Source organism: Bradyrhizobium sp. OK095, assembly GCF_900109945.1.
Lineage (GTDB): Bacteria > Pseudomonadota > Alphaproteobacteria > Rhizobiales > Xanthobacteraceae > Bradyrhizobium.
In genome coordinates, this window is the sequence record NZ_FOBX01000002.1 from 189,369 (window position 1) to 203,127 (window position 13,759).

Annotated in this window: 12 protein-coding genes; 5 read left to right on the plus strand and 7 right to left on the minus strand. The window is 65.1% G+C overall.

From position 1 onward, the window contains the following. Position 1: 1 nt before the first annotated feature. From BMW89_RS05980 to BMW89_RS06000, 5 genes are all read left to right on the plus strand, one after another. Positions 2-370 (plus strand): tautomerase family protein, encoded by a 369-nt coding sequence (locus BMW89_RS05980; protein ID WP_092023727.1) that lies wholly within the window; start codon positions 2-4, stop codon positions 368-370. A 15-nt stretch (positions 371-385) separates the two neighbouring features. Beyond that, positions 386-1,528: an acyl-CoA dehydrogenase family protein gene (locus BMW89_RS05985; protein ID WP_092023729.1), complete on the plus strand. Its 1,143-nt coding sequence runs from the start codon at positions 386-388 to the stop codon at positions 1,526-1,528. A gap of 16 nt (positions 1,529-1,544) precedes the next feature. After that, the gene (locus BMW89_RS05990; protein WP_092023731.1) at positions 1,545-3,128 is read left to right on the plus strand and encodes an acyl CoA:acetate/3-ketoacid CoA transferase; all 1,584 of its coding nucleotides are present in this window, start codon (positions 1,545-1,547) and stop codon (positions 3,126-3,128) included. 10 nt (positions 3,129-3,138) lie between these two features. Next, a complete protein-coding gene (locus BMW89_RS05995; RefSeq protein WP_092023733.1) occupies positions 3,139-3,627 on the plus strand; it encodes a MaoC family dehydratase in 489 nt (162 codons plus the stop codon). 66 nt (positions 3,628-3,693) lie between these two features. Further along, positions 3,694-4,530 (plus strand): ABC transporter substrate-binding protein, encoded by an 837-nt coding sequence (locus BMW89_RS06000; protein WP_092023734.1) that lies wholly within the window; start codon positions 3,694-3,696, stop codon positions 4,528-4,530. Positions 4,531-4,642: 112 nt separating this feature from the next. Here the strand turns inward: BMW89_RS06000 and BMW89_RS06005 are convergent, their stop codons facing one another. The 7 genes from BMW89_RS06005 to BMW89_RS06035 all read right to left on the minus strand — a co-directional run bounded on the left by BMW89_RS06005 (position 4,643) and on the right by BMW89_RS06035 (position 13,739). Beyond that, entirely contained in the window at positions 4,643-5,974 is a 1,332-nt protein-coding gene (locus BMW89_RS06005; protein ID WP_092023736.1) for an MFS transporter, read from the minus strand. A 72-nt stretch (positions 5,975-6,046) separates the two neighbouring features. Beyond that, positions 6,047-6,853, minus strand: a complete 807-nt coding sequence (locus BMW89_RS06010; RefSeq protein WP_092023738.1) for an enoyl-CoA hydratase/isomerase family protein — start codon at positions 6,851-6,853, stop codon at positions 6,047-6,049. Between the two features lie 27 nt (positions 6,854-6,880). Continuing rightward, positions 6,881-8,425 (minus strand): AMP-binding protein, encoded by a 1,545-nt coding sequence (locus tag BMW89_RS06015; protein ID WP_092023740.1) that lies wholly within the window; start codon positions 8,423-8,425, stop codon positions 6,881-6,883. Further along, entirely contained in the window at positions 8,418-8,936 is a 519-nt protein-coding gene (locus tag BMW89_RS06020; RefSeq protein WP_092023742.1) for a (2Fe-2S)-binding protein, read from the minus strand. Before BMW89_RS06020 ends, BMW89_RS06015 begins: the two co-directional genes overlap by 8 nt. Continuing rightward, positions 8,933-9,748 carry an FAD binding domain-containing protein gene (locus BMW89_RS06025; protein ID WP_092023744.1) on the minus strand — a complete coding sequence of 272 codons (816 nt, stop codon included), beginning with the start codon at positions 9,746-9,748 and terminating at the stop codon, positions 8,933-8,935. Before BMW89_RS06025 ends, BMW89_RS06020 begins: the two co-directional genes overlap by 4 nt. Further along, the gene (locus BMW89_RS06030; protein ID WP_177195858.1) at positions 9,745-12,756 is read right to left on the minus strand and encodes a xanthine dehydrogenase family protein molybdopterin-binding subunit; all 3,012 of its coding nucleotides are present in this window, start codon (positions 12,754-12,756) and stop codon (positions 9,745-9,747) included. Before BMW89_RS06030 ends, BMW89_RS06025 begins: the two co-directional genes overlap by 4 nt. Before the next feature lie 143 nt (positions 12,757-12,899). Beyond that, on the minus strand, positions 12,900-13,739 hold the full coding sequence (locus BMW89_RS06035; RefSeq protein ID WP_092023748.1) for a helix-turn-helix transcriptional regulator: 840 nt from the start codon (positions 13,737-13,739) through the stop codon (positions 12,900-12,902). Positions 13,740-13,759 lie beyond the last annotated feature (20 nt).

Genomic DNA, 13,759 nt, shown 5'->3' on the forward strand with positions numbered 1-13,759 from the left:
GATGCCCTATGTCGAAGTGCTCGCCCCGCAAGTTCCGTCGCAGCGCAAGGCCGCGTTGGCGAGGTCCGTCACCGACGGCCTGATGTCGGCGTTCGGCGTGACCGCTGATACCGTCACTCTCTATTTCCTCCCGATCGCGGCCGACGACTATGCCCATGCCGGCGTCTTCGGCGATCAGGCGACCGGCCAACGCATCCTGCTCAAGGTGCACGCGTTCCGCCGCAGCGAGGCCGAACGCCGTGCCGCCGCCATTGCGCTGACCCGCGGCGTATGCAGCGCCTATGGCGTGCCCGGCGACGACGTCGCGGTCTATTTCTGCGATCGCGACAAGAGCGAGGTTGCCCACAACGCCAAGCTCGCCAGCGACTGAGGGGAGCCGCACGCCATGGATCGTTTCTATACCCAAGACCAGAAGGCTCTCCGCGACACCGCCCGCCGCTTCGCGGAAGCCGAGATTTTGCCGCGCGCCGCCGCGATCGACCGCGAGGATCGTTTTGATCGCACGCTCTACAAGGGCATGGCCGATCTCGGCCTGTTCGGCATTTGCCTGCGCGAAGGCGCCGGCGGCGCCGGCCTCGATGCGGTCGCGGCCTGCATCGCCATGGAGGAGCTGGCGCGCTGCTCCGGCGCGGTCGCCAATGCTTTTGCCATTCCCGTCGAAGCCGTGTTGTTCTTCGATCATCACGGCACCGATGCTCACAAGGCGCTGATCCCAAAAATCCTGAGCGGCGACATCATCCCCGCCACCGCCGTCTCGGAGCCCGACCACGGCTCCGACGTCGCGGGCATCCGCACCAACGCGGTGCGCGAGGGCCATGGCTGGCGGCTCAACGGCACCAAGGCGTGGGTGACGCTCGGCGGCGTTGCCGACCGCATCATGGTGTTCGCGCGCACCGGCGCGGATGCGGGCCATCGTGCCATCTCCTGTCTCCTCGTCGACGGTACCCTGCCCGGCATCGCCCGCGGCAAGAACGAGGAGCTGCTCGGCATGCACGGCCTCGACGACTGCCAGATCACCTTTTCCGACGTGCGGCTGCCGGCCGACAGCGTGATGGGCCCGGAGAACCAGGCCTTCAAGATGGCCATGAGCAATTTCAACTTCAGCCGGCTGATGATGGCCTCGATGGCGCTCGGCATGGCGCAGGCCGCGTTCGAGGACGCTACAAAATACGCAAAGGACCGCAAGCAGTTCGGCCAGGCCATCATCGGCTTCCAGGCGGTGCAGTTCATGCTCGCGGACATGTCGACCGACATCGCCGCCGCGCGCCTGCTGATCCATCACGCCGCACGCCTGCATGATGCCGGTGAGCCGATCGCCAAGGAGGCGGCGCAGGCCAAGCTGTTCACGACCGACATGGCGATGAAGCACGTCTCCAACGCGCTCCAGATCCACGGCGGTAACGGATATTCGCGCGAGTACCGCATCGAGCGCATTTTTCGCGATGTCCGCCTCGCGCAGATCTATGAGGGCACCAACCAGATCCAGCGGCTGATCATCGCCCGCCAGGTCGAGAAGGAGGCCGCATGAAGCGGCGCGTGCGACCATGCTGAGCATCATCACCGCGGCAGAGGCGGCTCGCCTGATCCGCGACACCGACACGCTGATCGTCGGCGGCAATGGCGGCACGGGTGCGGCCGAAGCCATCCTCGATGCGCTGGAGCAGCGCTTCGTCAGTGGTCAGGGCCCGCACAATCTGACGCTGATCAACATCACCGGCGTCGGCGCCGTGACCGAGAAGGGACTGTGCCATCTCGCCCACGAGGGCATGATCGCGCGCGTGATCGGCGGAAATTTCGGGCTTCAGGTGCCGTTCATGCGCCTCGTGCGCGACGAACTGATCGACGCCTACAATTTCCCGCAGGGCGTGATGAGCCAGCTCTGCCGCGCCATGGCGGCGAAGCATCCGGGCGTTCTCACCCATGTCGGCCTCGACACCTACATGGACCCGCGCCAGGACGGCGGCCGCATGAACAAGCGCACCACCGCGCCGCTGGTCGATCTGCTCGAACTGCATGGCCAGTCGTACCTGCTCTACCGCGTCCCCACCCCGCCCGATGTCGCGATCATCCGCGGCACCTCGGCGGATGAGGACGGCTATATCAGCATGGAGCACGAGGGCACGACGCGCGAGGATCTCTCGATCGCGCAAGCCGTGCACAATGCCGGCGGCACCGTGATCTGCCAGGTCAAGCGCATCGTGAAGCGCGGCTCGATCCATCCTCAGATGGTGAAGATTCCGGGCTTCCTGATCGACCACGTCGTGCTCGAGCCCGATCAGATGCAGACCTACGGCACGGTCTACGATCCCGCGCGCTGCGGCGAGAGCCGCGTGCCGGTCGCGATGATCACCCCTGATCCGCTCACCGAACGCCGCGTGATCGCCCGCCGCGCCGCCTTCGAGCTGCGCCCGCGCGACGTCGTCAATCTCGGCGTCGGCATCTCCGCGATGATCCCCAATGTCGCGGCCGAGGAAGGCATCTCCGACCTGATCACGCTGACGGTGGAATCCGGCGTGGTCGGCGGCGTGCCCGGTCATGCGCGCGAATTCGGCACTGCGATCAACCCGCGCGTCATCCTCGACCAGGCCTATCAGTTCGACTTCTACGACGGCGGCGGCCTCTCCTGCGCCTTCCTCTCCTTCGCGGAAGTCGACGAGCTGGGTAACGTCAACGTCACCCGCTTCGGCGAGCGCCGCGACGGCTCCGGCGGCTTCATCGACATCACCCAGAACGCCAGGCGATTGATCTTCAGCGGCACCATGACCGGCGGCAAGTTTGACATCGGCGTCGAGAACGGCCGCCTCGCGATCCGGCGCGATGGCGCTTTCCGTAAATTCGTCCCGCAAGTCGGCCAGATCAGCTTTAGCGCCTCGCTCGCCGCACAGCGCGGCCAACACGTGAGCTACGTCACCGAACGCGCTGTGTTCGAGCTGGAGAACGGCAGCGTGACCCTGACCGAGATCGCGCCTGGTGTGCGGCTGGAAGAGGACATCCTTGCCCATATGGGATTCAAGCCGCGCATCAGCCCGCAACTGAAAGACATGGACCCGCGCATCTTCCGTTCCGGGCCGATGGGAATTGCGCAAAGTTTCATGGCGCTCCCGGCGCGGTCACGCAAGGTTGCCTGAGGACATACGCATGGACACGAGCGCACCGATCAATCTCCGTTACGAAGACATCGCGCTCGGCGCGGAATTCGAGACCGCCGTGCACACCGTGACGGAAGCCGACATCGCAGTCTTCGCCGACGTCACCCGGGACCATCATCCGCTTCATATCGACCGAGGCTACGCACGCTCGCGCGGCTTTCCCGCGGTGATCGGCCACGGGCTGTTCGGCCTGTCGCTGATGGAAGGGCTGAAATCGGAGTTGAAGCTGTACGAGGAGACCTCGGTCGCCTCGCTCGGCTGGGACGAGGTGAAATTCAAAGGCCCCATCGTCGCCGGCGATGCCTTGCGCGTCCGCTTCCGTTTCGTCGAGAAGCGGCCGACCAGGAACCCCGAGCGCGGCATCGTCGTCGAGACGCTCGACCTCCTCAACCAGCGCGACGAGGTCGTGACGGCTGCGCGTCATATCTCGCTGATCCTGACCCGGCAGGCCGCGCGCGACGCGACGGCTGATACGTGACAATGAACGAAGACGTCGGACCGGAGACGGCTCAACTGCCACCCACGATTTGACAGGAGTACTTTGATGCGATTTCCAAAAACCTTCTCCGCCCTCGCCATTCTGATCGGCCTGACGCAAGCGGCCGGCGCCCAGACCTGCACACCAAAGGTGCCGGCATCGAGCCTGATCGAAGCGCCGAAATGGCAGATGTCGATCAACCCGACGCTGCCGCCGCAGCAATTCGTCGACGACAAGGGCGAGTTGCAGGGCCTCAATGTCGAGCTCGCCAGGGAAATCGCCAAGCGCATCTGCGTCGAGGCGGTGTTCCTGCGCATGGACTTCCCGCCGATGATCCCGGCGCTGCGTTCGGGCCGTTTCGATGCCATCAACACCGGCCTGTTCTGGACCGAGGAGCGCTCGAAGATGCTCTACCTCGTGCCCTATGCGCAGCAGGCCATCAGCATCTACACCGATCCCTCCTCCAGCCTGAAGCTCGAAAAGTTCGAAGATCTCGCCGGCCGCGTCGTCGGCGTGGAATCGGCGACCTACACCGAACGCAAGGCGCGCGAATTCAGCGCCGCGATGGAAGCCAAGGGCCTCAAGCCGATTGATCTACGCACCTTCACCACGGTGACTGCGACCTCGGCGGCGCTGCGCGCCGGACAGCTCGAGGCCGCGCTCAACATCAACGAGACCGCCAACTCGCTCGAGCAGAAGGGCATCGCCAAGATCTGGGTGCGCGACATCGCCGGCACCGACATCACCTTCGCCTTCCGCGACAAGCTGCTCGCGCAAGCTTTCGCAGATGCGCTGACGGCCGCCCGCGCCGACGGCACCTATGACAGACTGTTCGACAAATTCGGCATGACCAAGCTGAAGACGACGACGTTCGCGATCCGCGGTGACGGGCCGACGAACTAAGAGAGTGGTTTGCTTCGGGTAAAGCCGGCCGCAGCGGCGACGCGATCAGTCCCGTCTCGTCACGCAATTCGATCGATCGGCGCGGCCGCAAATGCAGCCGCGCCGGCTCAACTTAGCGGAAGTTGCCCTTGGTCTCGGGGATCACGACCGCCCCGATCAAATAGATCACGAACACCCCGACCGAGAAGGTGGCCAGCGACATCGGAATCCCCGCGGTGCTGCCGCTCACCAGCGAGACGAAGGTCGGCATCATGCCGCCCAACGCAAAGCCGATGTTCCAGGACAGGCCGGTGCCAGTTGCGCGTAGCGCGGTCGGGAAGCGCTCGTTCAGGAAGATCAGCACCGGCGCGTAGCCGGCATTGCCGATGAAGGCGATAGCGAACGCATAAAGCGTGATCTGCGTCGTGTCCTTGGTGGCCGCGAGGTTGAGATAGCACAGCGGCAGCAGCACGGCCGCCAAAACGCCAATGATAAGGAACGTCTTCTTGCGACCGATGCGGTCGCTCAGCGCCCCCACCAGCACGGCCGAGAAGAATGCCGACACGCTCGCGCCCATCAGGATCAGCGACGAGGTCTGGTTCGGGACCGCGTTGATGACTTTCAGGAAGCTCGGCAGATAGCCCGAAGTCAGATAGTAGCCGGCGCCACCACCGAAGGTGATCAGCAAATTGACCAGCAAGACGCCGCGATATTCGCCCGAGAATACGTCCTTGACTGGCGCCTTCGACACCTTCACCTGCTTATTGCCTTGCTGACGCTTGAGCTCCTTGAAATACGGGGACTCCTCGAGGTTGCGGAAGATGAACCAGCCGAGCAGCGAGCTCAGCAGCCCCGAGAAGAACATGAAGCGCCAGCCCCACACCGCAAAGGCATCACCGGGGAAGATCGAGGACGTGATCAAGAAGATCAAGGACGCGAGCAGCGCCCCGATGCCGGCGCCGCCGCCACCAACCAGACCCGACATCGCGCCGCGCCAATTCGCCGGCACCGATTCCGTGCCGATCGTGTGCGTCGACGCCACGACGCCGCCGACGAAGATGCCCTGCACGAGGCGCATGATCAGGAAGATGATCGGCGCGAGAATGCCGACCTGCGCGATGGTCGGCAACAGGCCGAACGCCGCCGTGCTGATGCCGACACCGATGATGGCGATCAGCATGGCCTGCTTGCGGCCGTGGACGTCGGCATAATGTCCGAAGATTGCCGAGCCGAGCGGCCGCATCAGCAGCGTGACGGCGAACGAGCCGTAAACTGCGGCGAGCGACAGCGCCGGATTGCTCGACGGAAAGAACAGCGCGCCGATAACTGGCGCCACATAAAGTAGAATGAACAAATCGAACAGATCGAGTGCCCATCCGAGCACCGACGCGATGATCGCATTGACCATCTGCTTGTTGTCTGCGGACGCTTGCGCACCTGCGACCGGCATATCCATCTCAGCCATTTTGTTTTACCTCCCCCGTTTTAAGTTAGCCGCGGTCCGCAACATTGCGAGCCGCGGCAGTTCTGTCGCGTCTCAGCGGCCGGCGAATTTCGGCGGACGCTTGGCGTTGAAGGCCTCGACGCCTTCCTTGAAGTCTTCCGACTGACGCAACCGGCTGTAGCAATGGCCTTCGAGCTCGATGGCGATGGCCAACGTTGAATCCTCGGTATCGTTGAGGAGTTTTTTGGCGGTGCGCTGCGCCAGCGGCGAGAAGGTGCGGAGCTCGTCGACCAGCTTGTCGGTCGCCTTCTCCAACTCGGCATCCGGCACGCATTCGGTGGCGATGCCCCAGTCGAACGCCTGCTTGGCCGAGATGCGCTTCGAGCGCATCACGATGTCCTTGGTGCGGGTGATGCCGACCATCTTCTGGAGACGCGCCGAGCCGCCCGAGCCCGGGATCTGGCCGAGCTTCTGCTCCGGCAGCGCGTATTGCGTGGTCTCCGACGCGATGCGGAAGTCGCAGGCGAGCGACAGCTCGAAGCCGACGCCGAAGCAATAGCCGCGGTTGGCGACGATCACAGGTTTTGCGCAGCGCGCGGGTGCGGCGATGTTCCAGGCGAGCTTGGAAACGTGTTCCGGGCTCGCTTCCATAAAGCCGCCGATATTGCCGCCGCTGGAGAAATGCTCTCCCTCGCCGCGCACCACGATCACGCGGACGCGCGGATCCTCGTCCAGCGTCTCGAAGGTCAGCCGCAGCTGGTCGCGCTGCGGCATCGCCACGATGTTGTAGGGCGGACGCCCCAGGATGATGTCGGCGCGCTCATGCGCCTCGTCGATCTCGACCTTGAACCCGTCGAGCTTGGCAAGCCGGGGATCGGCAAATGTGTAGGGTGACGGCATGTTGGCTTCCTTCTGTTGACGATTGATTCAGGCGACGTCCGATGGCGGCAGGCGCTCGGCCTCGTATTCTCCGGCGACGAGCAGTCGCCGCAGCAACTTGCCGACCGGCGATTTCGGGATCGCGTCGACGAAAACGTAACGGCGCGGCCGCTTGAAATTGGCAAGGCCTGAGGTGCGGCAAAACTGCTCCAGCTCGACGTCGGAGACGGCGCGATTGCGCTTGACGAAGGCGGCGACGACCTTGCCCCATTTCTCGTCGGCGACGCCGACCACCGCGACCTCGTCGACATCAGGATGCAGCGACAGGCAGCTTTCGATCTCGACTGGCGAGACGTTCTCGCCGCCGGTGATGATCATGTCGTCGACGCGGCCGGTGACGAAGAGATCGCCGTCGGGATCGACGAAGCCGGTGTCGCCGGTGAAGTACCAGCCTTCGCGCAGGGACTTGGCGTCGGCCTCCGGACGGCGCCAATAGCCTTCGAAGGCTTCATCGCCGGCGAGCGTCGCGATGATCTCGCCCTCCTCGCCGACCGCCGCAAGCTCCGCGACCGAACGCGCGCCGATGCGCACGACCTTGACGTGCTGGTTCAACCCCGCCTTGCCGGCCGAGCCGGGCTTTGCCGCCGCGTTCTGGTCGATCGTAAACGTATAGATCTCGGAGCTGCCGTAGTGGTTGACGAACAGGTTTGGCTTGAATGCCTCGTTCAGCTTCTTCAGCAGGCCATCGGTCATCGACGCGCCCGCAAAACCGAGCTTGCGCACGCTCGATACGTCGGTTTTGGCAAAGGCGTCGTGGTGAACGAGGTCGTGATAGAGCGTCGGCACCAGATAGAGGTTGGTGATTTCTTCTTTCTCGATCAGCACCAGCGCCTGACGGCTGTCATAGCGCGGCAGGCAAATAAAACTGCCGCCGATCAGCGACATCGCCAGCAGCGAGCGGACCCCCATGGTGTGGTAGAGCGGCATCACGCCGAGCGTGCGCTCGCCGCGGCCGTAGAGATTTTGCGCGACATGGGCGATCGCTGCCGCGCGCTCGGCGCGATGCCGGCGCGGCACGCCCTTCGGCCGCGACGTCGTGCCCGAGGTGTAGAGCATGATCGACCAGGCATCGGCGCCGACGCGCGGCTCGGCGTCCGGCGCGCTGTCCTTGATCAGGTCGGAAACATTGATGGCATCGCCCGTTCCGGGATCGACGGAGACGCGCAGTAGCTTGCCTGATAGCGCCGATCCCTGCACCGCCTCGGCGGAAATGTCCTGATAGACAATCGCGCAGGCTTCGGCGTTCTCGATGCAGTAATCGAGTTCGTCGGACTTGGCGCGCCAGTTGATCGGCGTGATCACGAGGCCTGCGAACTGGCAGGCCCAATGCAGCGTCGCGGCTTCCCAGCGATTTTGCAACAGCGTGACAACGTGATCGCCGGGCTTGAGGCCAAGGCGGTCGAAGGAAGCCAACAGCGCGGAAATCCTGGCGTACCATTGCCGGTAGGTCAGGCGGAGATCGCCGTCGACCAGTGCAACAGCGTTTGGATCGCGCGCGACGCTGGCCATGAAGCTGCTGGCGAGATCAAGCATCTGACGTCTCTTTTTTGGATGAAGCGAGTTCTGCGGCTGCTTCAAGCGCCGCCTGGATGATGGGGGTGTAGCCGGTGCAGCGGCAGATATGCCCGCTGAGGAGGTCGCGAATCTCGGCCTCGGTCGGCGTCGGGTTCCCAGCGAGGTAGTGATCGAGCGACATCAAAATGCCCGCGGTGCAGAAGCCGCACTGGAGCGCATGGTTGCGGCGGAATGCCTGTTGCAGCACGCCGAGACGGTCGGCCGACGGCGCGAGCCCTTCGACTGTCCTAAGCTCGCAGCCTTCAACTTGTGCGGCGAGTGTCAGGCAGGACCGGGTCAGCATGCCGTCGACGATGATGGTGCAGGCGCCGCAGACGCCGTGTTCGCAGCCGACATGGGTGCCGGTCGCACCCAGCTGGTGGCGCAAGAAATCGGACAGCAGCATGCGCGGCTCGGCCTCGCCCTCGACAAGCTTTCCGTTCAGCGAGAAACGGACGGAGTGGCGGGCATCTGCCTTGAGACGAGTCATTGCAGCACCTCGCCGATCAGATCACGGCCGATCATGCGCACGAGATCGCGGCGATAGCGCGCGGTGGCGTGGACATCGTCACGGGCTCCGAGCTCATAAGCGAAGGCGTTGAGGGCGTCGTCGAGCGCGCTGCCCTCAAGCCGCGGCCAGTCGCGCGCGGTCGGTACGTCGGCGACGCCGCCGACGGCGAGACGCACCCCGGTGGAGGTTTTCATCGCGGCGCAGGCGACAATGGCGAAATCGCCATGACGGCGCGCGACCTCGCGGAAGGCGGCGCGCGATCCCTTGATGACAGGCAGCGAAATGCCTTCAATCAGCTCGTCATCGCTGCGCGCGGTCAGCATCATGCCTGCAAAGAAGTCCTTGGCCGCGACGCGGCGGCGGCGTTTGGCGTTGCGCAAAAGCACCTCGCCGCCGAGCGCGACCAGCGTCAGCGGCATCTCGGCGCTGGGATCGGCATGCGCGAGCGAGCCGCAAATGGTGCCGCGGCTGCGGGTCTGCATATGCCCAACCCAGGGGAGAGCCAGCGCCACCAGCGGCAGCGCGTCGACAAGGTCCGGCCAAGCGAGGAGATCAGCTTGACGCACGCCGGCGCCGATGATGACCGTATCGCCCTTGCGCTGGATCTTGCGTAGCTCCTCGAGCCGCATGATGTCGATCAGCAGTTTTGGCTTGGCGAGGCGCATGTTGAGCATCGCCATCAGCGACTGCCCGCCCGCGAGCACACGCGCATCGCCGCCTTGCTGCGCGAGCCCATCGAGAACGTCACCGATGCTTTCGGCGCGGAGATAATCGAATGCGGGCGGCTTCATCGGCGCCCCCCGAACAGGCTCGCGACCTTTGCCAGCAGGGCGAATAGCGAAAAGCCCCCGCCCGCTGCGCCACCGCCGCCAGCCTTGCGCGCAAGCGCGGTGAAGAACTGGCCGATGATCACGCGCGTCGCGCCGTCGAGCAGGCGGCCACCGATGCTCGCGACCTTGCCGCCGATCGCGGCGTCGTAGCTGTAGGCCAGCTTTGTCCCGCCATTGCCGTCGGGCGCGAGCGTGATGCGCCCTTCCGCATTGCCAAAACCGAGCGCGCCGGTGGCACCGCCGCGCAAGGTGACCGCGCGCGGCGGATCGAGATCGAACAGTTCCACGTCGGCGCGATAGCGCCCACTGACGGGGCCGATGCCGAGCGTGACGTCGGCGCCGAAATGCGTATCGGTGATCTTGTCGACGCGCTGGCACCCGGGAATGACGGACTGCAGCGTCGCGGGATCGAGCAGCATCGCCCAGACCTGCTCCGGCGCGCCCTTGACGGACGCCTGCCCCTCGCCGCGCAACCGCCGGTCGCCTTCGCGCACAGGCGCGGTGGTTGCACCGCCGGCGGGAGGCGGCGGCTCGTCGCCGCGCACCAATTCGGCAAGCCGCGCGGGCACAAGAGGCAGCGTGATATCGGCAACGCCGAGCGCATCCGCGACCGCATTGGCGAGACACACCGGCGTCGACATGCAATTGCCTTCACCGACGCCCTTTGCGCCGAGCGGCGTGAACGGCGACGGCGTCTCCATGTGGAAGATCTCGGGCTCCGGCACCTCCGTGGTGGTCGGCAGCAGATAATCGGCGAGCGTTCCCGTCAGAAAGCTGCCGTCCTCGGCGTAGGCGTATTCCTCGTACAGCGCAGCACCCAGCGCCTGGGCAAAACCGCCGCGGATCTGGCCGTTGACCATGCCGGGATGCAAAATGGTGCCGCAATCGTGCATGGTGACGTAGCGGTCGATCCGCGTCTCCAGCGTGGTGCGGTCGATCTCGACACCGCAGAAATCGAAAATAAAGCCGTGGCAGAGCGAGGAGTTGATGCGGTCGTCCTCGTCGGGCGGCGTCAGCTCCGGCGGCGTCCAGAACACGGTCTCGCGGATGGTCTGGCCGGCGTCATCAGGCAGCGAGCCCGGCGACCAATGGCTGAGCGCTGCGACACGCGAGAACGCAATGCGGTTCTCCGGATTATGCTTCGAGGCAACGAAGCCCTTTGCGAACACGATGTCCGCGGCTTCGACGTTGAGCTGGCTGGCGGCAATGCGGGCGAGACGGCCGGCAACACGCTCGGCCGCGAGCTTCGCCGTGCCGGCCACGGCTGCCGCAAACCGGCTGGCGTAATTCCCTGAAGCGATCGACCAGGCATCCTTGGCGGTGTCGATCTCGGTGTTGACGCGGATGTCTTTTGGCTGGAGGCCGAAGACGTCGGCAACGACCTGCGACAGCACCGTGCGATGGCCCTGCCCCTGCGGCACCGAGGCGACATGAACGGTGACGCTGCCGACCGGATCGAGACCGACCGTTGCAGTCGCCTGCGCGCCGTTCTTAGGACCGGCCTTGCGGCGCTCGGCGGCCGTCAGCACGGTGGTGATGTAGCCCATGTTGGAGACGCTGGGCTCAACCACCGCGGTGAAGCCGATCCCGTAGAGTCGCCCCTGCGCACGCGCCTCGTCGCGCCGCGCTTTAAGTTCGGCAAGTCTGCCCTGCGCGACTGCGCGCGCGACGGCCTCCTGGTAGTTGCCGGAATCCAGCAGCGCGCCGGTCGCGGTACGATAGGGGAACGTGCCTGCATCGATCAGATTGCGCGTGATCACATCGAGCGGATCGAGGCCGAGGCTTATTGCGATCCTCTGAACCAATCGCTCCAGCGCGAAATAGACCTGCGGGCCACCAAAGCCGCGGTTGAGGCCGGTCGGCGTCTTGTTGGTGACGACGACGCGGTTACGGATCTTGACGTGGCGAACGTCGTAGGCGCCGGTCATATTGCCGTGCATGCGGTAGAGCGTCGCCGGCTCCGGCGCGCGCAGATGCGCACCGCAATCCTCGACCTGGTCCCAATCGAGCGCGAGTATCTTGCCATCGGCCGCCACGGCCGCAGACAATGTTGTCGCGCGATTGGTCGCCGACACCGATGCGGTGAGATGCTCGAGCCGATCCTCGATCCACTTCACCGGCTTACCCGTGACCCGCGCGGCGGCGGCGATCAGCACGATGTAAGGAAACACGCCCTGCTTGACGCCAAAGCTGCCGCCGGAATCCGGTGGCGTGCGCAGCCGCAGCCGATTGCCCGGCACTTTGAGCGCGCGCGCAATCACGGTGTGGATGCTGAACGGACCCTGGAAATTGGCGAGCACCTCATAGGCGTCCTCGCCGGCATCATGCGAGGCGACAACGCCGTAGGTCTCGATCGGCGTGCAGGAGTTGCGGGGATAGCGGATGTCGATGGAGAAGCGATGCGGCGCCTCCGCAAAGGCTTTTTCAGGATCGCCGTAGCGGAAGGCGCGTTCGCTGGCAAGATTGCCGGGAAAGCCGTCATGCAGCACCGGCACGCCTGATACGAGCGCACTAAGCGGATCGACCACGGCACCGCGCGGGCGGTATTCGACGTTGATCAGCTCGGCCGCATCCTCGGCGCGCGCACGATCGGTTGCAACGACCACGGCAACGGGTTCGCCGACATAGCGCACGCGGTCCATCGCGATGGGCCAGCATTCGACCGGCGCCTTCACGCCGACGACCAGGGTTGTCGTGACCGCCTTGACGTCCTCGCCGGTCAGGACCGCCGCAACGCCCGCAAGGCGTTTCGCGGCTTCAACGTCGATCGAGAGAATGTCGGCATGCGCGTGCGGCGAGCGCAAGATCGTCGCGTGCAGCGTGCCGGGCGCAACGCCGAGATCGTCGATGAAGCGGCCGCCGCCAGAGAGCAGCGCGGCATCCTCGACGCGCTCGATCGAACGCCCGACCCACGGCCTGTCGTCACTCTGATCGACTGAATTTGCGGATTGAACCGCAGCCTGCACCATGTCCCGGCATACCTCCCGACGCGTTCTTTGACGCGACGGTGACAGATGTCAGGACAGGGGATGCGGGGGCCATACCGCCCGCTCTCACGACTTACCAAATCGTCTCATTCGCGCGCGTGCAGCGCAATATCAGTCCGCAAGACTCAACCCGCAAGACGCGAGACGTTGCGAAACTCGCGCGGGCTGACGCCGGCATGATCGCGGAAGAAGCGCGTGAAATGCGCGGGCTCCGGAAAACCAAACCGCTCGCTGAGCTCGCCGAGCGGCGTGTCCTCGCGCATGACGGCATCGAGCGCGCGCTCCATGCGGACGACGTTCAGATAAAGCTTTGGCGAGACGCCGAGCGAGGTCTCGAACAGGCGGAAGAACTGCGCGCGAGAGAGCCCCGCGCCCTTCACGAACTGATCGACATTGGCATAAGAGTCCTGCACCCGCATCGCGTCCATCGCGCGGCGGATGCGCCAATCGCAGCTCACCGCGCTCATGCCGCGGATCGAGGTCGGGAAGCTGCGCCACGGGGTGAAGCGCTCGATCACTGCGATCATCAGATCGGACAGCGTCTGCTCATGCGTATGTACCGCATCCGGATTCGCCATCATTTCAGCCGCCAAATGCAACGTGAGCTGGCGGATGCGCGGCGACACCTCGCCTGACGGCCGCTCGAAAAAGCCCGGCGCACCACTGGCGGCCCAGCCGGGACGGAACTCTTTCAGCCACTCCGGCTCGATATATAGCGCCATGATCAGCGTACGCGGTCGGTCGGCGTCATGCACATAAGCGTGCGGCTTCCAGCCGTCGACGAGAACGGCGGCGGTGTCGGTGAGCGGCGTCACCTGGTCGCCGACCAGAAACTGGGTGTCGGCGCCCTCGACCTTGAGCAGGACGTGGCAGTGATGATGGGCGTGGCGGACCAGCGAACGATCCATGTCGAGCAGCGCAACCCTGCCGAAAGCGCCATGAGCGATGCGCAGGGCCGTCGACATCAGTTCCTTCCTCCCGGCAT

Coding starts and splice junctions, on each gene's coding strand:
- BMW89_RS05980 (WP_092023727.1), top strand. CDS start 2: ATGCCCTATGTCGAAGTGCTCGCCCCGCAAGTTCCGTCGCAGCGCAAG.
- BMW89_RS05985 (WP_092023729.1), top strand. CDS start 386: ATGGATCGTTTCTATACCCAAGACCAGAAGGCTCTCCGCGACACCGCC.
- BMW89_RS05990 (WP_092023731.1), top strand. CDS start 1,545: ATGCTGAGCATCATCACCGCGGCAGAGGCGGCTCGCCTGATCCGCGAC.
- BMW89_RS05995 (WP_092023733.1), top strand. CDS start 3,139: ATGGACACGAGCGCACCGATCAATCTCCGTTACGAAGACATCGCGCTC.
- BMW89_RS06000 (WP_092023734.1), top strand. CDS start 3,694: ATGCGATTTCCAAAAACCTTCTCCGCCCTCGCCATTCTGATCGGCCTG.
- BMW89_RS06005 (WP_092023736.1), bottom strand. CDS start 5,974: ATGGCTGAGATGGATATGCCGGTCGCAGGTGCGCAAGCGTCCGCAGAC.
- BMW89_RS06010 (WP_092023738.1), bottom strand. CDS start 6,853: ATGCCGTCACCCTACACATTTGCCGATCCCCGGCTTGCCAAGCTCGAC.
- BMW89_RS06015 (WP_092023740.1), bottom strand. CDS start 8,425: ATGCTTGATCTCGCCAGCAGCTTCATGGCCAGCGTCGCGCGCGATCCA.
- BMW89_RS06020 (WP_092023742.1), bottom strand. CDS start 8,936: ATGACTCGTCTCAAGGCAGATGCCCGCCACTCCGTCCGTTTCTCGCTG.
- BMW89_RS06025 (WP_092023744.1), bottom strand. CDS start 9,748: ATGAAGCCGCCCGCATTCGATTATCTCCGCGCCGAAAGCATCGGTGAC.
- BMW89_RS06030 (WP_177195858.1), bottom strand. CDS start 12,756: ATGGTGCAGGCTGCGGTTCAATCCGCAAATTCAGTCGATCAGAGTGAC.
- BMW89_RS06035 (WP_092023748.1), bottom strand. CDS start 13,739: ATGTCGACGGCCCTGCGCATCGCTCATGGCGCTTTCGGCAGGGTTGCG.